The sequence below is a fragment of the Rhodococcus sp. 008 genome (genome assembly GCF_001682295.1).
Classification (GTDB): Bacteria; Actinomycetota; Actinomycetes; order Mycobacteriales; family Mycobacteriaceae; genus Rhodococcus_F; species Rhodococcus_F qingshengii.
In genome coordinates this window covers 1378249-1398650 of the sequence record NZ_CP012749.1, presented here as the reverse complement: position 1 = coordinate 1398650, position 20402 = coordinate 1378249, and the positions used below count along the sequence as shown (strand labels likewise).

22 protein-coding genes are annotated in these 20402 nt (G+C 63.3%); 12 read left to right on the top strand and 10 right to left on the bottom strand.

Annotation, left to right across the window (positions count from 1 at the left end; translation table 11 throughout):
* Nucleotides 1-11: 11 nt before the first annotated feature.
* Nucleotides 12-632 carry a TetR/AcrR family transcriptional regulator gene (locus tag AOT96_RS06615; protein WP_065351461.1) on the top strand — a complete coding sequence of 207 codons (621 nt, stop codon included), beginning with the start codon at nucleotides 12-14 and terminating at the stop codon, nucleotides 630-632.
* The gene (locus tag AOT96_RS06610) at nucleotides 629-1573 is read left to right on the top strand and encodes a C-terminal binding protein (RefSeq protein WP_065351460.1); all 945 of its coding nucleotides are present in this window, start codon (nucleotides 629-631) and stop codon (nucleotides 1571-1573) included. The genes AOT96_RS06615 and AOT96_RS06610 overlap by 4 nt, the downstream gene beginning before the upstream one ends.
* Before the next feature lie 12 nt (nucleotides 1574-1585).
* Here AOT96_RS06610 and AOT96_RS06605 read toward each other — a convergent pair whose 3' ends face one another.
* Entirely contained in the window at nucleotides 1586-2359 is a 774-nt protein-coding gene (locus AOT96_RS06605; RefSeq protein ID WP_065351459.1) for a class II aldolase/adducin family protein, read from the bottom strand.
* A 179-nt stretch (nucleotides 2360-2538) separates the two neighbouring features.
* On the opposite strand from AOT96_RS06605, the gene AOT96_RS06600 reads away from it, so the two are divergent.
* Together AOT96_RS06600 and AOT96_RS06595 are read left to right on the top strand one after the other, a co-directional pair.
* Entirely contained in the window at nucleotides 2539-3546 is a 1008-nt protein-coding gene (locus AOT96_RS06600; RefSeq protein WP_065352769.1) for an ABC transporter substrate-binding protein, read from the top strand.
* A gap of 46 nt (nucleotides 3547-3592) precedes the next feature.
* Nucleotides 3593-4312, top strand: coding sequence for a dienelactone hydrolase family protein (locus AOT96_RS06595; RefSeq protein WP_050654570.1), 720 nt, complete (start codon nucleotides 3593-3595; stop codon nucleotides 4310-4312).
* Here AOT96_RS06595 and AOT96_RS06590 read toward each other — a convergent pair whose 3' ends face one another.
* On the bottom strand, nucleotides 4313-5038 hold the full coding sequence (locus AOT96_RS06590; RefSeq protein WP_030536548.1) for an SDR family NAD(P)-dependent oxidoreductase: 726 nt from the start codon (nucleotides 5036-5038) through the stop codon (nucleotides 4313-4315). It lies immediately after the preceding gene.
* A gap of 72 nt (nucleotides 5039-5110) precedes the next feature.
* Here AOT96_RS06590 and AOT96_RS06585 point away from each other — a divergent pair, with 72 nt between their 5' ends.
* Complete coding sequence (locus AOT96_RS06585; protein ID WP_231915051.1) at nucleotides 5111-5650, top strand: MarR family winged helix-turn-helix transcriptional regulator; 540 nt, start codon at nucleotides 5111-5113, stop codon at nucleotides 5648-5650.
* Here AOT96_RS06585 and AOT96_RS06580 read toward each other — a convergent pair whose 3' ends face one another.
* Genes AOT96_RS06580 through pcaH form a run of 6 tightly spaced genes read right to left on the bottom strand, consistent with a single transcriptional unit; the run spans nucleotide 5651 to nucleotide 11579 of the window.
* The gene (locus AOT96_RS06580) at nucleotides 5651-6862 is read right to left on the bottom strand and encodes an acetyl-CoA C-acetyltransferase (protein WP_030536550.1); all 1212 of its coding nucleotides are present in this window, start codon (nucleotides 6860-6862) and stop codon (nucleotides 5651-5653) included.
* A 24-nt stretch (nucleotides 6863-6886) separates the two neighbouring features.
* A complete protein-coding gene (locus AOT96_RS06575) occupies nucleotides 6887-7711 on the bottom strand; it encodes an IclR family transcriptional regulator domain-containing protein (protein WP_007730008.1) in 825 nt (274 codons plus the stop codon).
* Complete coding sequence (gene pcaDC, locus AOT96_RS06570) at nucleotides 7708-8889, bottom strand: bifunctional 3-oxoadipate enol-lactonase/4-carboxymuconolactone decarboxylase PcaDC (protein ID WP_064114168.1); 1182 nt, start codon at nucleotides 8887-8889, stop codon at nucleotides 7708-7710. The genes AOT96_RS06575 and pcaDC overlap by 4 nt, the downstream gene beginning before the upstream one ends.
* Complete coding sequence (gene pcaB, locus AOT96_RS06565; RefSeq protein ID WP_065351458.1) at nucleotides 8886-10214, bottom strand: 3-carboxy-cis,cis-muconate cycloisomerase; 1329 nt, start codon at nucleotides 10212-10214, stop codon at nucleotides 8886-8888. The genes pcaDC and pcaB overlap by 4 nt, the downstream gene beginning before the upstream one ends.
* A gap of 11 nt (nucleotides 10215-10225) precedes the next feature.
* Complete coding sequence (gene pcaG / locus AOT96_RS06560; RefSeq protein ID WP_042446987.1) at nucleotides 10226-10867, bottom strand: protocatechuate 3,4-dioxygenase subunit alpha; 642 nt, start codon at nucleotides 10865-10867, stop codon at nucleotides 10226-10228.
* A complete protein-coding gene (gene pcaH, locus AOT96_RS06555; protein WP_065351457.1) occupies nucleotides 10860-11579 on the bottom strand; it encodes a protocatechuate 3,4-dioxygenase subunit beta in 720 nt (239 codons plus the stop codon). The genes pcaG and pcaH overlap by 8 nt, the downstream gene beginning before the upstream one ends.
* A 171-nt stretch (nucleotides 11580-11750) precedes the next feature.
* Between pcaH and AOT96_RS06550 the strand changes: the two genes are divergently transcribed.
* On the top strand, nucleotides 11751-12497 hold the full coding sequence (locus AOT96_RS06550; RefSeq protein WP_030536554.1) for a CoA transferase subunit A: 747 nt from the start codon (nucleotides 11751-11753) through the stop codon (nucleotides 12495-12497).
* Nucleotides 12494-13141, top strand: a complete 648-nt coding sequence (locus AOT96_RS06545; protein WP_007730017.1) for a CoA transferase subunit B — start codon at nucleotides 12494-12496, stop codon at nucleotides 13139-13141. Before AOT96_RS06550 ends, AOT96_RS06545 begins: the two co-directional genes overlap by 4 nt.
* Before the next feature lie 63 nt (nucleotides 13142-13204).
* Here AOT96_RS06545 and AOT96_RS06540 read toward each other — a convergent pair whose 3' ends face one another.
* Nucleotides 13205-14083 carry an AraC family transcriptional regulator gene (locus AOT96_RS06540; protein ID WP_064073894.1) on the bottom strand — a complete coding sequence of 293 codons (879 nt, stop codon included), beginning with the start codon at nucleotides 14081-14083 and terminating at the stop codon, nucleotides 13205-13207.
* Nucleotides 14084-14237: 154 nt separating this feature from the next.
* Between AOT96_RS06540 and AOT96_RS06535 the strand changes: the two genes are divergently transcribed.
* The 4 genes from AOT96_RS06535 (at nucleotide 14238) to AOT96_RS06520 (ending at nucleotide 18339) form a co-directional block, all read left to right on the top strand.
* Entirely contained in the window at nucleotides 14238-14810 is a 573-nt protein-coding gene (locus tag AOT96_RS06535; protein WP_003940498.1) for a peroxidase-related enzyme, read from the top strand.
* Nucleotides 14811-14943: 133 nt separating this feature from the next.
* On the top strand, nucleotides 14944-16641 hold the full coding sequence (locus AOT96_RS06530) for a hypothetical protein (RefSeq protein ID WP_064073895.1): 1698 nt from the start codon (nucleotides 14944-14946) through the stop codon (nucleotides 16639-16641).
* Nucleotides 16613-17230, top strand: coding sequence for a sortase domain-containing protein (locus tag AOT96_RS06525; RefSeq protein ID WP_003940455.1), 618 nt, complete (start codon nucleotides 16613-16615; stop codon nucleotides 17228-17230). Before AOT96_RS06530 ends, AOT96_RS06525 begins: the two co-directional genes overlap by 29 nt.
* A gap of 26 nt (nucleotides 17231-17256) precedes the next feature.
* Complete coding sequence (locus AOT96_RS06520; protein ID WP_030536559.1) at nucleotides 17257-18339, top strand: M20/M25/M40 family metallo-hydrolase; 1083 nt, start codon at nucleotides 17257-17259, stop codon at nucleotides 18337-18339.
* Here the strand turns inward: AOT96_RS06520 and AOT96_RS06515 are convergent.
* Complete coding sequence (locus AOT96_RS06515; protein ID WP_003939717.1) at nucleotides 18300-19325, bottom strand: LacI family DNA-binding transcriptional regulator; 1026 nt, start codon at nucleotides 19323-19325, stop codon at nucleotides 18300-18302. The two genes, AOT96_RS06520 and AOT96_RS06515, sit on opposite strands and share 40 nt — an antisense overlap.
* 234 nt (nucleotides 19326-19559) lie before the next feature.
* On the opposite strand from AOT96_RS06515, the gene AOT96_RS06510 reads away from it, so the two are divergent.
* Nucleotides 19560-20402, top strand: coding sequence for a BtpA/SgcQ family protein (locus AOT96_RS06510; protein ID WP_003940276.1), 843 nt, complete (start codon nucleotides 19560-19562; stop codon nucleotides 20400-20402).

Sequence of the window (20402 nt, the reverse complement as noted above, 5' to 3'; positions counted from 1 at the left end):
GGAGGTAGATCGTGCCCAAGGTCGTTGATCACGACGAGCGACGGTTGGTGCTGGCCGACGCTGTTCTCAGCCTGATTGCCCGCGAGGGTATCTCGGCGGTGACCACCAGGGCGGTTGCCGAGGAGAGTGGATGGTCGACCGGAGTGTTGAACCACTACTTCAATTCTCGGCACGAACTTCTCCTTGCCGCACTGCGCCGGGCCGCGGACATCCAAGGTGATCAGTATCAGGTCATCCTGGATCAGGCAGACAACTCGGCGCTCGAAAAGTTGCGGGGAATCACCGCCAGTGTCTTGCCGCTCGACGATCGACGCCTGGCGATGACGCGCGTGTTCCTCTTCTTCTACGCCGAAGGCGCACAGGAAGAGAAGGCTCGCAGTGAGATCGCGGGCTTTCTCGCTCGGTGGCGCCGGATCGTTCGCGAGACGGTTCTGGAGGCGCAACAGGAGGGATCGGTGCCGGCAGATGTCGACCCCGACCTCGTGACGATCAGATTGGTCGGACTCACCGACGGCCTTGCCATGCAGTCGATTCTTGATCCCTTCATGATGGACGCCATTCGGGCTCCCGGCGCGGTGGCCCGAGGCGTCGACGCAGTCTTGCAAGCGATATCCGCGGAGGCTCGGACGTGACGGATCGAATCGTGGTGCTCGACGATTTCATCGACCTCGGCACTCTGCGAGAAACTCTCGGCGCCGCCGGGATCGACGTCGGCGTCGAGTTCAGTTCCGAGATCCCGAGCGGCGCAGGCATAATCGCGCTACTGGTGGGGCCGGAGACTGTAGGGCTCGACGCAGATCATCTCGACTCCTTGCCGGATCTGCGTCTCCTCGCGGCCACCTCGGCCGGGTTCGATCACCTGCCGGTGGGCGCGGCGCATGATCGGGGCGTCACCGTCACTCGCGCGGTCGACTACTGCACCGAGGAGGTGGCCGATCATGCGCTGGCGTCGATCCTGTCCTTGCTGCGCTCCATCGGTCCGCTTGATGCCGCAGTGCACCAAGGTCGTTGGAGTGTCGTGGAGTATCCGCCACGTCGGATTGCAGGAACAGTTCTGGGCCTCTATGGATTCGGACTGATCGCTCAGGCACTTGCCAGCCGAGCAGCAGCGCTGGGGATGACGGTCTTGGCAGCGGGGCGTTCGCTCTCGGCCGGAGCGCCCGGCGTCGAGGTCGTGGAGTGGGACGAGCTTCTGCGTCGATCGGACGTGTTGAGCGTGCATGTTCCGTTGACTGCGGAGACTGCGGGCATCGTGGACGCTCAGGCTTTGGCGTCGATGAAGCCGGGATCGTTCCTGGTCAACGTCTCGCGCGGAGGCCTCGTCGATCACGAAGCGCTCGGAAGTGCTTTGCGTAGCGGCAGATTGGCCGGCGCTGCGGTCGACGTGCTACCGGCAGAACCGCCGACTGCTGATGATCCGATACTGCAGATTCCGAACCTGACGATCACTCCTCATGCCGCCTGGTATTCGTCGGCGGTCTCGGGGACCCTGGCCAGGCAGTCCGCACTCAACGTCGTTGCGGTGCTGACGGGAAAGTCCCCGGTGGGCGTTGTAGCCGCACCGGGGTTCTGAGGGGCGCTCGCCTCAGTTCTTGTATTCCGGATCGATTCGATCGAGAAGGCGAAGTAGTGCAGCCCAGGCTAATTCGTAAGCCTGGTCGTCACTGAACTCGTCTTTCACCTCGCCCGCGAATTGTCTGGCGGTGTACTCCGCCAGTTCAGGGGAGGGTAGGCGCAGACTGCCGGAAGCCTGTGCGGCGATCTGGATGTCGCATGCTTTCTCCAGGTAGAACATTCGCAGAAATGCTTCCGACGCAGTCACGCCGACAGTCAGCAGGCCGTGATTGCGGAGAATCAGCGCGGGGTGAGTGCCGAGATCCTTCACCAACCGCTCACGCTCGACGGTGTTGAGAGCAATGCCCTCGTAGTCGTGGTAGCCGACCCGATTGTAGAACTCCATCGAGATCTGGTTGAGCGGCAGCAGACCGTCTTCCTGTGCTGCGACGGCGCAGCCGGCCTTGGTGTGGGTATGAAGGACGCACTGTGCGTCTGACCGCGCGGAGTGCACTGCCCCATGGATCACGAATCCTGCTGGGTTGACCTGATATTCGGACGGCTCGACGAGATTCCCATCGAGATCGATCTTGACCAGGTTGGATGCTGTGATCTCTTCGAAGAGTAGGCCGTACGGATTGATGAGGAAGTGATGTTCGGGTCCCGGTAGGCGCACCGAGACGTGCGTGAAGATGAGGTCCGTCATCTTGAAGTGGGCGAGCAACCGGTAGACGGCGGCGAGTTCGCGGCGAAGTTCCAGTTCGGACTTGGCAATTGTTGGTTGGATGGTGGCCGGCGCGCTCATGCGGTCTCCGTTTCGATGGGCAGTACAACTTTCGTTTAAATATATCAATCGATATATTTAAACGTCAATGGTTGCCGTGCACTAAAACGTAGGAGCCCCATGCGTGCTCAGGGTGGGCTAATCTCGCATTCGCTGTGCCCTCGGTGTGCGCAGCAGACGCCGAGAAGGAGAGTGCACACGTGTACGGAACGATTCGCGAATCACCGACGACCGCTGAACTTGTGGACCAGCTCAGCCGCCGTGGGTTCTTCGGGGTCGGCGCAGTGGCAGCGGCCGCCATCCTTGCGGGGTGTTCGACTACATCAGATGCTTCTGATGCCGGCGAACAACGTGAGGTGATCAATGCGCTCGGAACCACCACGATCTCGGGAAAGCCGGAAAGGATCGTTGTTGCCAGCGACTTCACGGATCTGGAATTCCTGCTCTCGCTCGGTGTTCACCCAGTCGCTTACGGCAATACGGGTGCGTGGGACCGCGGTGCACTGCCTTGGCAAAGCACCGCTGGAATAGCCGACCTCGAAAGCTTCGGCACCACAGGCGAAATCAACCCGGAAATCATCGCGCGCTACTCGCCGGACCTCATCATCGGAATGAAGACTTATCTCGAACCGGCAGCCGAGAGGCTCAGTCAGATCGCGCCGGTCGTCGCGCTGGACTGGACCACGTCGTGGCGTGACGGCGTTGCCACGGTCGGGCAGGCCGCTTTTGTCGACGAGGCTGCTGCTGCAGCGATCGCCCGGACCGACGCTCTGATCTCCGACACCGCAGCTTCCCTGAACGGCTTGGGTGGCAAGACGATCATGATCGGCTCGATGTACGGCGATCAGTTGTATGTGCAGGGGGATGCCAGTGCGCCCGGGGTTCTGCTGCGCGAACTCGGACTCGACTATCGCGGATACAACGCCGAGCAGATGACTGCGCTGTCGATGGAGCAGGCGGAGGTACTCGCACCCGCAGACATTTTGCTCAGCCTCGCTTCTGATCAGGAAGCGACGACGAGGTTGGAGAACTTCGCAGTTTTCCAGAACCTCCCCGCGGTGAAGGCGCGAGCCTATGCGCCGGTCGAACTTCTGCTCTCGAATGCCTTTGTCGACAATTTCGGTCCACTGAGCGCACCGTACGCCTTGCCGCAGCTCGCCGAGGTCTTGACCGGGCTTGCAGCGGGCCAGGGAAAACAGCTCCCCTGACCTCGCTTCCGAGCCTATTGACGCCGCGTCGGCCTAGCATCGAGACATGGTGGACATAGATCTGACGGGCCGCGCCGCAGTAGTCGGCGGATCACAACCGCTGCGAGCGATACTCGAAACCCCCACTACCCCCGGCCCGTGGCCGGGGGTAGTGATGATTCACGAGGCCTTCGGGCTCGAGGAGGTGATGCAGCGGCAAGCCAAGCGGCTGGCCGCTGCGGGGTTTTTGACGCTTGCTGTCGACCTCTACAGCGCGGGCGGGGCGAAGCGGTGCCTAGTGCCCACCATGACGTCGATGCTTCGAGGACACGGCAAGGCGTTCACCGACATCGAAGTCGCTCGCAGTTGGCTGGTGGAATCCCGGGACTGCACCGGAAAGATCGGTGTCATCGGATTCTGCATGGGCGGCGGCTTCGCGATGGTCAGCGCCGGAGATTTCGACGCTGCCTCGGTCAATTACGGTCAGCTTCCACGCAAACTCGATGAGGCCGTGGTGGATGCGTGCCCGATCGTCGGGAGTTTCGGAGGCAAGGACTTTTCGCTCCGGGGTGCTGCAGCGAAGCTGGAGACGGCGCTCAGCAATGCCGGTATCGAGAACGACGTCAAGGAGTACCCCACCGCCGGCCACGCGTTCCTCAACGACGCGGAGGCCGGACCCAAGGTGCTTCGTCCTTTGGAGCGCATCCTCGGAATCGGTCCCGATCCTGTTGCAGCGCAGGATGCCTGGAAGCGAATCGACTCGTTCTTCGAGCGCCACCTGGCGTGATCAGCGACTGGTTCTCTCGCCGCCGTTGACTGCCAATACCTGACCGGTGATCTGCCGGGCACCCGGTGAGGCCAAGAAATGGACGGCTGATGCGATGTCGTCCGGGGTTCCGGCGCGCTTGGTGCTGGTGGATTCGATCAGCATCGCGCGACGCTCGTCCGTCAGAAAGTCCCGGAAGAACTCGGTGTCGGCGATGTAACCGGGGGAGACGATGTTCGCCGTGATGCCTTCTGGGCCCAGTTCGGCGGCCAGATCGACATTCCACGTCGCAACTGCTGCTTTGGCAGCGCCGTACGCTCCAGCTCCCTTGTCGGCGGCAATCGATCCGATGGTGATGACGGCACCGCCACTGGGGATTCGATCTCGAACTGCTGCTGTGGTCAACACTGCCGAGATCAGATTGGAGTCCAGATTGGCCCGCCACCCGGCGGCCAGGGATTCCAGATCTGACGGCGCTTCGCGATCGAAGTCCGTGTTACCGCCGGCGCAGTGCACCACGACGTCGATGGTTCCCGGAAGTGAATCCTGCAGCCGCTTTAGGTCTTTCGGGTCGGAGTTGTCACAAGTCAAGGCGTGAACATTATCGCCCAACTCCTCCGCGGTCTTTTCGAGTGGTTCCGTGCGTCGGCCGGTGACAAAAACGGTGTCTCCGTCTCGGGCGAACGCCGCTGCAACTGCGCGTCCGATCCCTGTTCCGCCGCCGGTTACCAGAACTGTGCGTGTCATGCCTACCTCCGTGAGCTACGTTTAGACCTATACGAAGAACGTATCATTTAGAGCTAAACGAGGTGTGCAGTGGTGGGCGACTACAACCCGGACGACGCGGTGGACGCGGTTGCCTTGGCATGGCTTCGCGAAAGGCCGGGCACGCCCGTGGAGGGTATCGGCATCGTCACCAGGCTGTGGATGTGCGCCAAGCTGCTCGGTGAGGATCGCCGACGGGTACTCGCCTCGGCCGGTGCGGACACAGCCACGCTGGACCTGCTCAGTGTCCTGCGGCGATCCGGCGAGCCGTATCAGTTGACGACTCGCCAGATCACCGAGCAGACCGGAGTCACAGCCGGTGCAATCTCGCAGCGACTCGCGCGCGCGGAGAACGCGGGTCTGGTGGAGAGGTCTTCCGCCGCGGAAGGGTCACGAATAGTGCTCGTGACCCTCACTGCCGCCGGTCACGAACTGGTGGAGCAATTGGTGGACCGAGTCCTCGGCCGTGAAGCCGAACTGACGTCGATTCTCACCGAGCAGCAGCAGGCCGAACTCACCGACCTGCTGCGTGTCTTTCTCGACGGCCTACGCGGCGAACTTGGTGACTCCGGCGTCCCGCACGTCGGGGCTTGATCAGGACAGGCGCTCGAAGACCGCAGCCAGGCCCTGCCCGCCGCCGATGCACATCGTCTCGAGGCCGTAACGCGCTTCGCGACGGTCCATCTCGCGCAACAGGGTGGCCAGGATTCGTCCACCCGTGGCACCGACCGGATGTCCGAGGGAGATGCCGGAGCCGTTGGGGTTGATGCGTGGGTCGTCGGCCTCGAGATTCCAGCTCTGCAGGACTGCAAGTGCTTGTGCCGCAAAGGCTTCGTTGAGTTCGATGACGTCCATGTCCGCCAGGGTCAATCCGAGGCGGCCGAGTGCCTTCTCCGACGCCGGTACGGGGCCGATGCCCATGGTGCGCGGCGGAACGCCCGCAACGCTCCAACTCGCGAGGCGTGCGAGCGGTCGCAGTCCGAGGGTACGAGCTTTGTCGGCGGTGGTGACGATCGCCAGTGCTGCGCCGTCGTTCTGCCCGCTGGCATTACCTGCAGTCACGGTGGAGTCCGGGTCGATCTTTGCGCGCATGGGACGAAGGCGCGCAAGCGATTCCATCGAGGTGTCGGCGCGTGGATGCTCGTCGGTGTCGACGAGCAGGGCCTCGCCCTTGCGCTGCGGAACGGATACCGGAACGATTTCCTCGGCGAAGACGCCGTTCTTCTGTGCTGCGACTGCACGCTGATGGGACTGAACCGCGAGTGCATCCTGATCCTCGCGGCTGATGGAGAACTCGGCGCGCAGGTTCTCTGCCGTTTCGATCATTCCGCCGGGAACCGGGAAGTCACGTCCGCCGGCTGTGACGCGGGCGCGCGCGAGACGATCGCTGAGCGCAACTCCTTCACCCTTGACGCCCCAACGCATTCCGGTTGCGTAGAACTCGGCCTGGCTCATCGACTCGGCACCGCCGGCGAGGACCAGGTCACTGCCACCGGACTGAACCTGCATGACGGCCTGGATGACTGCCTGTAATCCCGACCCGCACCGGCGATCCACCTGCATGCCGGGAACATCGATGCCCAGACCCGCGTTGAGCGCCGCGATGCGTCCGATCGCCGGAGCCTCACCGTTCGGCGAAGCCTGGCCGAGAATGACGTCGTCGATCTCCGCGCCGGAAATGCCGGTACGCGTGACGAGTTCGGTGATCAGCGTCGAGGCGAGATCTTCCGGGGCTACGTCACGGAAGACACCGCCGAAGCGGCCGACAGGGGTACGGAGCGGTTCACAGATGACAACGTCAGGCATTGGTTCTTCCTTGGGTCTGCTCGGTCAGCGGGTGGCAGCCGAGTGATTGTTGGACGACTGAGTACGTCCGAGATCGACGGAGATGGCGTCCGCGGTGGCGACTGCGGCCGGAACCAGTTCACCGCGAACAGCTTCGGCGCTGTAGCGGGCGGCTTGGGTGGAGATGTTGACGGCCGCGACCACGTCACCGGTCGCGTCCCGGATGGGTGCGGCGAGCGAGCGCAGACCCTCTTCGAGTTCCTGATCGACAATCGCGAACCCGTCGGCGCGAATCTTCTCGAGTTCGGCACGCAGTCCGTCGGCGGTGGAGATGGTCTTGCCGGTCAGGCGGGCGAAGGACACTCGGGCGAGGTAGGCGTCCAGTGCGTCGTCGGGCAAGCCGGCGAGCAGAACTCGACCCATGGATGTGGCGTACGCGGGAAAGCGCGTGCCGATGGTGATGGACACCGTCATGATGCGGCTGACCGGAACACGAGCCACGTACACGACGTCGTCACCGTCGAGGATCGACACGGACGTGGATTCACGGACCTTGGCGGACAAGGCTTCCAGATGCGGCCCGGCGATCTCGGGAAGGGACAGACTGGAGAGGTAGCTGTAGCCGAGTTCGAGGACACGGGGCGTCAACCAGAACACCGAACCGTCAGTACGTACGTATTCGAGTTCGACGAGCGTGAGTAGGAAGCGGCGAGCAGTCGCACGCGTGAGATCGGTGTGCCGGGCAACCTCGCTGAGGGTGCGACGCGGGTGCTCACCGTCGAAAGCCTTGATGACGGAAAGCCCACGGGCCAGCGACTGCACGTAGTCCGGGGACGGTCCCGGCGCCTGCTCGCTGCTGTTCTCACTCATGTTGTCTCGTTCTCCTCAGGTTCGGCCGAGAGGTCCGCGAGTGCTTGCTTTCCCAGCGCAAAAGCCAAGTTGCTGTTCGGCACACCCGCATAGACCGCGGTATGGAGAAATACTTCCACGAGTTCGTCGGGATCGATCCCGGCACGCAGCGCAGCGCGAATGTGCATGTCGAGTTCGTGTTCGTTGCCGACGGCAGTGAGGATCGCGAGAGTGAGGAGCCTGCGGGTGTGGTGATCGAGGCCGGGGCGCGACCAGATGTCACCCCACGCCGTGCGAGTGATGAAGTCCTGGAAAGGGGCGGTGAACTCGGTGGCACCGGCAATGGAACGGTCGACGTGGGCGTCGCCGAGCACCTGGCGTCGTACGGTCATGCCGGCCGACACCGCGGCGCTACGTTGGGCGAGCGCAGATGTGTGCGAGGCAATATGCGTTGCAAGTAGTTTGGTGACGCGCCCGGCTTGTTCGACGTTGGCCAGGTGTGCGCCCGGATCGACCACGTGCAGTACCGCATCGGCGATGCCGTCGGCGATCGCACCCAACGTCGACGGAGGCGTCGCCGGATCCTGCTCGCCCGCGACGAGGAGCGTCGGAGCGACGATGCGGGCCAGGTCGTTGCGGCCGTCCCACGTCGAAAGCGCCTCGCAGCAGGCGGCATAGCCCTCGTCGGGTGTGGCTTCGACCATCGCGACGTGACGGGCGACAAGCTCCGGATCGTTCTCGGCCAGTCCCGGCGTGAACCAGCGTCCGACGACGGCGGCCGCGATGGATGCAATACCGTCCGCACGGACAGCCCGAGCACGATCGATCCACGGTTGAGCCGGGGCGAACTGCGAGGACGTGCACATCAATGTCAACGTCTCGACGCGAGTGGGGTGGTGCGCGGCGATCCATTGGCTGACAGCGCCGCCGAGGGAGAGCCCGACGAGATGTACGGACTCGAGTTCGAGCGAATCGAGGAGAGCGATGACATCGCCGGCGAGATCGGCAATTGAGTAGGGGCCCGTAGGCACCGGTGACTTGCCGTGGCCGCGATGGTCGACGGCGATGACGCGGTAGCGATTCGACAGCGCGTGAATCTGCGGCTGCCACATGGACAGATCGGATCCGAGTGAACCCAGGAGAACCACTGCCGGGGCATCGAGATTGCCGGTCTGTTGAAAGTTGAGCGCGACGCTCATCGAGATCCTCCTGTGGGGCGTTCGGCGAGGGCGCGGTCGACCAGATCGGTGGCGTGGCCCAGATAGTGTGCGGGGGCGAGTAGTTCGGCGATCTCGGTTTCGCTCAGGTGCTCTGCGATGGCGGGATCACGATCCAATCTGGTTCCGGAAGTGGCTGCCGCGGTGACGATGTCGCGCGCTCGATCAGTGTGTGCGGACAGGGCCTTGGTGACACGCTCGGCGAGAATCAGGCCACCGGTGATGTCGAGATTGCGAGCCATCGACTCGGTGTGTACTTGCAGGCCGGTGAGGCTCACGGACAGTTGGTGCGCCGCTCCGCCTGCCAGACGCAGGAGATCGGTGACGGTTTCCCACTCGGCGTGCCAGGGGCCTGCAGCGCGGGCGAATTCGTGATCCATGTTCGACAGGGCTGTGGCGACCAGTGCGGGAGCACGTCGCGCTGCTGCGCGGGCGGTGATGGCCGCGACGGGATTCTGCTTGTGCGGCATGGCCGATGAGCCGCCCGGAGCGCTTTCGGCGACCTCGGAGAGTTCGGTGGACGCCATGACGGTGATGTCGGTGGCGGGCTTGGAAACAGCGCCGGCGACGATACCGAGCGTGGTCGCGAGTTCTGCGATGGTCACGCGGTCGGTGTGCCAGGGAGTGACCTGCCTGGCCAGGCCGAGTTCGTCTGCCAGTGCATCGGCGATCCTGAGCCCATCGGGATACAACGCAGCGAGTGTGCCTGCGGCGCCGCCGAATTGAACCGGCAACGTGGACAGCACGATCTCGAGGCGAATCGCTGCGGCGTCGAGTGCGGTGAACCAACTCGATGCCAGTAGCCCGAAGGTGGTCGGAAGTGCTTGTTGTCCCAGGGTTCTCGCGACCATCGGAGTAGAGCGATGGAGGCGGGCGAGGTGGGCGGCGGAATCGGCGGCGCGGGCCAGGTCGGCCAGAACCACCGCGCCCGCGCGTCGCGTCAACAGCATCAGCGCACAGTCCATGATGTCCTGACTGGTGGCGCCCGGGTGCACCACGGAGGCAGGCACACCTTCCTGTCCGACCCTTTCGCGCAGCATCTTCACCAGCGGAATGACGGGATTTCCGCCGGCGGCCGACGCGCGGCCGAGCGCCACGATGTCCAGACCGCCCGGTTGTGAGAGTTCGGCCGCGGCAGCAGCCACCGCGGCGCAATGTTCCCCGTCCGCCAACCCGACTGTGGCCATCGCACAACTCAGTGCGGCCTCCACGTCGAGCAACGCGGTGACCCACGCCTGGTCGGACAGGTGCTCCGATACGCGGGTGGCCCCGAACACCGGGTCGAACAGTGCGCCGCGAGTGGGCATGTGTACTCCTCTTACAGCTCGAAGAAGGGCGTCTCGACGCCGTTCGCGTCCTCGTCCTGAACATAGACCGTCCAGGAGTACCCACCGTCGACCTTGGTTGCAACCAGCTTCGCGCGTTCGGTTTCGCTCAGTGAGGACAGCACCGGATCTGTTGCGTGTGCGTCGGCGTCTTCGGGGAAGTACAAGCGGGTGACCAGGCGGTCGAGCATGCCGCGAGCGAAGACCGACACGTTCACGTGTGGGGCCTCGTCCGCATCCGTTTCAGTGGGCTGCGCACCGGGCTTGACAGTGTGGACCAATGCAGTGCCCGTGGGATCCGCTGCGCTGCGGGCGAATCCGCGAAAACCAGCCGGAGTGAGCTCCACTGCGCCACGGGGATCGTCCGGATGGTTGAAGCGTCCGAGCGTATCGGCCTGCCATGTTTCGATCATCGCGTCGGCGACGGGTGTACGGGCGCCGTCGATCACCGTGATGGCCAGCGTGATTCGTCCGGGGGCATCGGCGGGAGCGGCGTCGGGGCCGTCCGTCCAGGGGAGGCCGATGTGCCAGTACGGCCCGACGGTCTGAGAGGGCGTGACACCGAAGGGGGCGGTGGTGAAGTCGCCGGGGACTACCGGATAAGTGGGTGCGGGCTTCGCGGTGTGATCAGTCATCGTGGTCTTCCTCGTTCTCGAATACGGAGGCGTTACGGCCGCGCAGGACGATGTCGAAGCGGAACCCGAGAGCCCAGTTGGGGACTGTGGCGTCGTAGTCGAAGACGCTGACCATGCGGTGACGTGCTGCTTCGGGTACCGCGTTGTAGATCGGGTCCTGGAAGAACATCGGATCGTCGGGGAAGTACATCTGCGTCACGAGGCGCTGCGTGAATGCCGTGCCGAACAGCGAGAAATGGATGTGTGCCGGTCGCCAGGCGTTGTCGTGGTTCATCCACGGGTAGGCGCCCGGCTTGATCGTGGTGAAGCTGTAGCGGCCGTTCGCGTCGGTGACGCAGCGACCCAGGCCGTTGAAGAACGGATCCAGCGGCGCGGGCCAGTTGTCGCCGGTGTGGCGGTAGCGTCCACCGGCGTTGGCCTGCCACACCTCGAGCAGTGTGTGGGGGACGGGTTTTCCGTCGCCGTCGAGTACGCGGCCGTGAACGACGATGCGCTGTCCCTGTGCTTCGCCGCCGTTGGCAATGGTCAGGTCGTTTTCGCCGGCGCCGACGCGATCCTCGCCGAATACCGGCCCGGTGAGCTCCGTGAGCCGTTGGGGGAGCAGCTTCAGCGGCTGCTTCGGGTGGCGAAGGGAAGTCGTCTTGTAGTCCGCGAAATCGGCCGGGGCGTTGACGCCAGTCGGCCGCTGGTACCTCGGCGGTAGATGCAGCATAGGGAACCTCGTCGTTCGGTTACGTGAAGTTGTTCGCAATGTGTACATGTGTTGCGCTCTGCGAACAGAATAGTTCGTAGATGTGACCCAGGCAATGCCGGGGGCGAAAAATGTTCGTTATGCGGACGGGGGTTCACAATACGTACGGGTCGCGCTACTGTGATCGACATGATGGACAAAGTCATTCCCACTGCTGCCGAGGCCGTCGCCGACGTGCCGGACGGCGTCACGATCGCTGTCGGAGGTTTCGGGCTCGTCGGAGTGCCGGAAATCCTCATCGATGCGCTCCTCGAGCAGGGCGCGACATCACTCGAAACGGTGAGCAACAACTGCGGCACCGACGGGTTCGGGCTCGGAGTGCTTCTGGAGAAGGGGCGTATCCGTCGTACTGTCAGCTCGTACGTCGGCTCCAACAAGGAGTTCGCGCGTCAGTACCTTTCCGGTGAGCTGGAAGTCGAACTCACGCCGCAGGGCACGCTCGCCGAGCGCATGCGCGCCGGGGGAGCGGGCATCCCCGCGTTCTTCACCCCGGCCGGCGTCGGCACCCAGGTCGCCGACGGCGGCCTGCCACTGCGTTACGACGGCAGCGGCGGCATCGCAGTTGCCAGTCCGCCCAAGGAAACTCGTGACTTCGACGGCGTCACCTACGTGATGGAGCGCGGCATCGTCGCCGACTATGCACTGGTCCATGCCTGGAAAGGTGACCGGCATGGCAACCTCGTCTACCGCGCGAGTACCCAGAACTTCAATCCGGCTGCAGCAACGTCGGGGCGCATCACCATTGCGCAGGTCGAGCACCTCGTAGAGCCGGGTGAGCTCGACCCCGCCGAGATCCACACGCCGGGCATTCACGTTCAGCGTGTTGTCCACGTCGGCCCCGTGACGGTCGGCATCGAGAATCGGACGGTACGAGCATGACTTCTGTACTACCCACCAAACTCACCCGCGAAGAGATGGCGGCCCGCGTCGCGCGCGAACTCGAGGACGGGCAGTACGTGAACCTCGGCATCGGTATGCCGACGCTGGTTCCGAACTACCTCCCGACCGATATCACCGTTGTATTGCACTCGGAGAACGGCGTTCTGGGCGTGGGGCCGTACCCGACCGAGGACGAACTCGATCCCGAGCTGATCAATGCGGGCAAGGAGACCATCACCGTTCTGCCCGGTGCGTCGTTCTTCGACTCCTCAGCGTCGTTCGGCATGATCCGCGGCGGCCAGGTCGACGTTGCCGTGCTCGGTGCCATGCAGGTCAGTGCCACCGGAGACCTCGCGAACTGGATGATCCCGGGCCACATGGTCAAAGGCATGGGTGGCGCGATGGATCTGGTCCACGGCGCAAAGCGCGTCATCGTGATGATGGAGCACGTCTCGAAGAAGGGTGAGCACAAGATTGTCGAGGAGTGCTCGCTTCCGCTGACCGGTAAGGGCTGCGTCCAGCGAATCATCACCGACATGGCCGTGATCGACGTGACTGACGACGGTCTCCGCCTGGTGGAGACGGCGCCGGGCATCAGTGTCGAGGACGTGGTTGCTGCTACCGGGGCGAAACTGATTCTTTGACAGTCTGTTTCATCTGATGGCTCAGCCGCCGGGTCGTGACTTCCATCCGACCTGGCGGCTGTTTTACGCCCCGACGTCGCTCAGCTCGCTCTCGACCGGAATCCAGAGCTCGAACCGTGCGACGGCGAAATCGTCGTTGTATTCGGTACGCATGATCTCGGGACCAGGTACGGAGCGAAAAGGGTTGGCAGGGAACCATTCCGTGTAGATATCTCGCCACAAATACTGCACAGATTCGATTTCCGACCCGTCGGCGGTGAAGACGGCCCACGTGTGTGCGTCGACCGTCAGCGCATCGAAACCCGTGGGTGAAGGTTTGCCGGTGACCACTCCCAGGTAGTAATCCAGTTCTGTGCCTTCGGTTCTGGGATGCGCCAAATTGTCGACGACACTGACGATTCCCGCCGGGTCCTGATCGGAGAGCTCGCGCAACCCTCGCAACGCAACCTTGTCCACGGAGCGGGTGAAATCTTCGATCGCAGAATTGGGGCCTTCGTGAACCAATGGAACCCGGGTCTTGAACCCGACTACCGTCAGGGCAGGTTTGTCCACAAGCATGTAGTCCATCGGTGTGGCTCCTTCCAGTGTCACGTGAATGACAAGTTTCTGTTGGGATTTGAGAACGGCGGGAGCGCGTGTGACCGCGCCGGGGCTCACGCCGTGAAATGCGGTGAACGCTCGTGTGAAGGCCTCCGCGGACGAGTAGCCGTACTTCACGGCGGTCTCCAACACTCCTGATCTGCTGACGGACAACTCGGCACCGGCCAGGGTGAGTCGACGTCGACGGATGTATTCGGATACGGGAATGCCGGCCAGGGCCGAGAACATCCTCCGAAAGTGATACTCCGAGGTGGTTGCCAGCCTTGCCATCTCGGCTGTCTCGATCTCGCCGCTCAGATTGCTTTCGATGTAGTCGAGCGCGCGGTTCAGTCCGTCGATCATCGTGTCTTCCTGTTCACGGGTTTCACGCTACGCAGATCACTTGGGCCGTACCCGACTATCCGTGCCCGAAAAAGTAGGGCAGGAAATGCATCTGGACAACTCAGTTAATCATCATTATCTTGAATCGAACATCGATGGCTGACCAGGAGGCACAGTGAGCACCCGTTTTCCGCAGGCTGAATTGACCGAGGTGCCCGAGGACATCGCCGCCAAGATTCTCGAGATCCAGGAGAAGTCGGGGTTCGTGCCCAACGTCTTCCTGATGTTCGCTCGGCGCCCAGCCGAGTTCCGGGCATTCTTCGCATACCACGACGCGATCATGCTCAAGGAAGATTCCGCACTCACCAAGGGTGATCGAGAAATGATCGTCACCACGATCTCTGCGGCCAACAAATGTACGTACTGCGTTGTCGCGCACGGCGCAATTCTGCGTATCTACGAGAAGAAGCCGCTGGTTGCCGACCAGGTTGCGGTCAACTATCGCACCGCAGAAATCTCCGATCGTCAGCGCGCGATGCTCGACTTCGCCACCAAGGTGAACTCCGCCTCGCACGAAATCGCCGACGCCGACTTCGACGCCCTTCGTGTGCACGGCTTCGGCGACGAGGACGCGTGGGACATCGCCGCGATCACTGCATTCTTCGGGCTCAGCAATCGCATGGCGAGTTTCTCCGGCATGCTGCCCAATCCGGAGTTCTACCTGATGGGGCGCGTTCCGCGGTCCTGATTCTTGCGGGTAGAGCAGCAGCTCTCAATTTTTCGGACCGACCGGTCGTAACGTCTGGAAGTCAGCCGACGAAGTAAAGGCTGTCCACGCCGGAATTGCCGTCTTCGTAAAGAAGGCCGAAAGGTTGAGCGCTATGTCGGAGAAGTCCATCGCCCATTCTCGGAGGGTCCGCTCTGCGGCCGCCGGTGCCGTACTAGCTCTCGGATTGGCGGTGGGCGGCACGGGAATTGCATCGGCAGAGCCGGAAACCGTGTGTACCCCGAGCGCTGATCCGCTGGTGACCTGCGCCGAGGAAGAGGCAGCTGCCACCACCGACGCCGACGCGGCGACGAGCACCGAGAACACGCCGGAGAAGGTTGAAGCCGGGGTCGCCGGCACGGGCAGTGCCGAAACCGCTGGTACGGACGCTGCAGCACTGGCGGAAGCCGAAGCAAAAGCCAAGGCAGCTGCCGACGCGGCAGCGAAGGCCGCCGAAGCAGCCGCGACGGCAGGGGTCGACTCGTCCGCAGCGACAGACACTTCGGTGAAGGCGACCGAGGCAATGACCCAGGCGAGCGTCGAGGCAACCAAGGCGGCGGTCGAATCGACCAAGGCCAAGGCGGAGGCAGGGGCCGCGGAACAGTCTGCCAAGGAAGCCGAAGAGGCGGCCAAGGTTGCGGAGTCCGCGGCGGCCGATGCCAAGGAGGTAGCAAAAACAGCTCAGGCAGAAGCCGACGCGGCCGCAGCCAAGGCTGCGGAACTCGAGGAGGCTGCGAAGGCCGCCGGTTCGGGGCCCAAGACCGAAGAGGCAGCAAAGGCGCGCGCCGAGGCTAATGCTCTGCAGGCCAAGGCCGATGAGGCGAAGGCTGCCGCGGATGCAAACGCCAAGCTGGTTGCGGACAAGAACAAGGAAGCCGAGGAAGCCTTCAAGAACTGGGATTTCGCGAAGGCAGCCGTCGCTAAGGCTCAGGCGCTGGCCGCGGCTTGGAACGCCAAGCAGCTCGCGATCACCGTCAAGGAAACTCAGAAGGTGGCCACCGCCGCTGAAACCACGGCCAAGGCAGCCGAGTCCGCAGCTGCCACCGAGGTAGAAGCTGCTACCGCCGCCCGTAAGGCCGCAGATGAAGCGGCGGCTACTGCGGCTTCCGCGCAGAAGGATGCCGACGCTGCGCAGAAGGCCGCGGAGACGGCCCAGGCCGAAGCCGATGCTGCGGGCGAGGCTGCCACCGACAAGCGAGCCATCGCCGACGAAAAGGCTGCCGAAGCCGCCAAGAAGGCCGAAGCTGCCGAAGCGGCGAGCAAGAAGGCGCAGGATCTCTACCTGGCCGCCGAAGACGCGAAGGCCGCAGCCGACGCCGCGGCAGCAAAGGCCAAGGAAGCTCAGGCCGCTGCAGCCGCCGCAAAGGCCGAAGCGGATGCAACGCAGAAGATCGTCGACGAGCTCAAGGCAAAGGGCGAGAAGGAGATCGACAACGGAACAGGCGTCGGCGGTGAAGTGATCATCGGTGAGCACACTGACGACGGCTCCGGGGTCACGAAGGTCGACGAGACCACCGCTGTAGTGAACAAGACCGGCGTCAAGCTGGTCGGCTACTACAACAACAAGGGAGCCTTCGACGTCGTCGACTACTACGTAACCGATGCCGACGGCGATCCGGCGCTCGCCGGAAGCCTGCCCCCGGTCGACCTTGCTCTCGGTGACACCGCAAGCAGCAGCACCAGCGGTAGCAGCAACTCCAACCTGCCGGCTGTATTGATCGGCGTCGGAGTCGTGGGCGCTGCCGCCGCAGCAGCTACGACGGTGGTTGTTCGTCGCAAGCGTCATGACGGCCCGGGCAACACGTCTGCGTAGCGCCGGCCTCTCGGCGGTAGCGATCCTGGCCCTCCTCGCATCCGGATGTTCGGGCGAGAACGCGGGATCGCTACCAGACCGCTCGCCGGTGCAGTCGCATATCGCGGCTGCACCGGCTTCGGTGACCGTCGATCCGGCAGAACCCGAGCGGATCGAGTTGAGGTCTGCGTCCGGGGTTACGTACCTGAGCAGTCCGTTGCACTCGGAGAAGCTGATGCGCGGCGGCGAGAGTGGGCAGCAACTGAATCCCGTCGACGAACTGCCGGTGTGGTGGGGTGAAAGCGGAATGCCGGGAACGTCGACCACACAAACAGTTGTCGTGGTCGGCCACAACTACACCACTCGCGAAGCACCGTTCCGGGCGCTCCGGGTAGTGGAGCCGGGCGATCGAATTCTCCTGGGTACACCGAACGGCACACTCGAGTACGACGTCGAAACAGTCGGGCCGCTGCACAAAGGTTCGCTGCTGGGCGCTCACGAGTTGCGCGAATCGGTTCCGGGACGGCTGATCCTCGCCAATTGTGATGTCGTCGAAGGAGAGTCGACCGACGACAATTACGTTGTCATCGCCCAGCTGGCAGCGCACTGAATCCGTGGCAGTGCAAGAATAGGTACATGGATTCCCTCGGACTTCTCTCGGAACTGGTAGCTCTCGACACGGTCTCGGGGGAGTCCGCTCCTCAACAGCGGGCGATGGATTCGATTGTCTCGTTGGTTCTCTCACGTGCGCCACAGGCGAAGGTGGAGTCAGACCTGACCGGCAATCATCCCTGGGCCTTGATCACCAACGAAGCTGCACCCTCGGCAGCCAGACTCCTGTTCGCCTGCCACGTGGACACGGTGCCGGTGGGCACTGTCTCCGACTGGGAGTTCGATCCGTATGCCGCACAGGTCGACGGCGAATTGTTCCTCGGCAGAGGGACATCGGATATGAAGGCCGGCCTTGTTGCCGCTACTGCCGCGGTTGTCGACGCTTTCGAACGTGGAGTCCCGGTCGCGCTGTTGCTGACGAGCGACGAGGAAATCGGATCGCTCGGGGCTGTTCGTTCGGCCGACGCCGTTGCGAATCTCGAGGTCGGGGCTGTCATCGTTCCCGAGGCGACCGGCAATCGCATCAACCTGGGGCACCGCGGCGCACTGTGGCTCGAAGTGTCCGTCAAAGGAAAAGCCGCGCACGGGAGTACACCGCAGCGAGGAACCAACGCCGTCCTCAAACTGCTTGACGTCGTCGACCGAGCCCGGCGTGAGCTTCCGCTGTCGTCCGACGCGTTTCTGGGTGCCGAAACCTGGAACCTCGGCTTGGTCGGCGGGGGTTCGGCTCCGAACATCGTGCCGGACAGTGCACGTGCGGTGATCGATCACCGCACGGTGGGAGACGGCGCCGACCTGCTCGCGTGGTGGCGAGCCCAACCAGAAGTCGACTCGGTGGAGACGTCGATTCATCTGGGAGGTGTGCGTACCGACGCGTCGGACCCGTGGTTGGCCACCCTGCCTATCCCTGTTGCAACCGAACCGGTTTCGTACTTCACCGACGCTTCGGTACTGGCCGCCGCCGCCCCTGGTGCTCCCGTCGTGATCTGGGGCCCTGGCACTCCCTCGCTGATGCATGCGGCCAACGAAAGCGTCAAGGTCTCCGAACTGGACGATGCGATCGCTGCTTACGGTGCGGTTGCCGCCGCTTGGCCGACGGTGGACTGACGGACAATCAGTTCAGGAGCAAGCGCGATGTGGGCTGTCGACTCGGAAGAGTTGTTCATCGCCTGATCCAGAAGTCGCACAGCTTCTTCCGCGATTCTTTCCTGCGGCTGCCCGACGGTGGTCAACGGCGGGTTGCACAATTCGGAGAATGGGATGTTGTCGAAACCGGTGACCAGAACGTCGCCGGGAACGTCGATGCCCAATGTGTGACAGGTCTGCAACACGCCAAGTGCGATCAAGTCGTCGGCGCAGACCAGGGCGTCGGGGCGAGTTTTGCCGGTCAGGATGATGTTGGATGCCGTGCGCCCCCACTCGATCGAGTACTCGCCGAGTTGTGTCCACTCGTCACGAGTTTCGATGCCCATTCGATCCGCGTGGCGGAAGAAGCCGGCCCGGCGAAGTTCTGTTGACGAATTGGTCAGCTCGGAACTGATGAAGGCGGCTGATTGCGCGCCACGCTCGGACAGATGCTCCATCACCAGGGATTGAGCGGCGTCGTCGTCGACGCCGACCCAGTCCGTCTGGGTATCCATTGCAAACCGGTCCAGTTGAACGACCGGAAGCGTTGCCGCGCTGGCTCGGACGGCTTCGGCACTCAGTTCGCCGTGGCACGGGCTGATGATGATTCCGTCCACTTGCCGGGAGACGAGCGACTTGAGCCGCTGCGCTTCCACGTCGGGATCGGAACGAGAATCGCACAGGAACAGTTGTAGGCCGCGCCGAGCGAGGACGTGTTCGACGTTGACCACCAGCGAAGTGAAGAAGGGGTTCGCGATACTCGGAACCACCATTCCGACAGTGTCCGTCCGATTGCGACGCAGTGAGCTGGCGATGATGTTTCCCGAGTATCCGAGAGAATCCGCGGCTCGTTTGATCGTCGCTGCAAGCTCGTCCGAGACAGGGCGGGAGCCGGACAGTGCCCGCGACACGGTGGCCGTCGACACCCCGGCCAGTTCCGCGACATCGCGAATGGTCGCCTTGCGCATGCGTCCCCCGTTTTCTGCTCGATTCGGGTCCGAGGTTATCGAACCGCACGGTCCAGTGTCCCGCATGTAACGCGATTGAGGCAATCGTTTACAAATTCGAATTGTGAAATCCTTGACACAACCCGGTGTTGATCGCATAACCTGCTAATTCATCAAGGCAATCGATTACATCGTGTGCAGATCTTGTGCATGGACATACAGCGCAAATCTTGCGCATGGAATGGGGTAGCTGAAGTGACCGCATCACCGCTCGGAGTCTTTCCGCCCAAGCCCTCGGCGCTGGCAGAGATGTTCACCGGCACGCCATCTCTCATCGGGGCCATTCACCTCCCGGCCCTGCCGGGCAGCCCGCACTACACCGGGCAGCCGGTTTCGGAAATTGCTCGCTTCGCCGTCGAGGAAGCACACGCGTATGTCGACAACGGTTTCGACGGGGTGATCGTCGAAAATCACTGGGACATACCGTTCCTCAAGCCCGGCGAACACGGATACGAAACCGCCGCGAGCATGGGAGTCATCACGGCAGCGGTGGTCGGCGAGTTCGGCAAGGCCGTCGGCGTCAGCATCCTGTCCAACGCCGGCGAGTGCGGAGTGGCCGCAGCGTGGGCGGCAGGCGCGAGTTTTGTGCGCGTCAATCAGTGGGCCAATGCCTACATTGCCAATGAGGGCTTCATCGAGGGTCAGGCCGCCAAGACGACGCGCTTCCGCCATCGCATCGGCGCCGACCCGGTCCGGATCTTCGCTGACGTGCACGTCAAACACGGTGCGCATGCCATTGTCGCGGACCGCACTGTCGCGGAACAGACCGAAGACGCCGAGTTCTTCGACGCAGATGTTCTGATCGCGACGGGTTCGCGCACCGGTGACGCCGCTTCGGTCGACGAGGTTTCCGTGATCCGAGACAACACCGTTCTTCCGGTGATCATCGGATCCGGCATCACGGCTGCCAATGTCGCAGCGCTGATGAAGGAATGCGACGGCGCCATAGTTGCATCCTCGGTGAAGGACAATGGACGCTGGTGGGGACGGGTCGCAGGCGAGAAGGTCCGCGAACTGTCCCGGGCCGCAGGAAAGTAA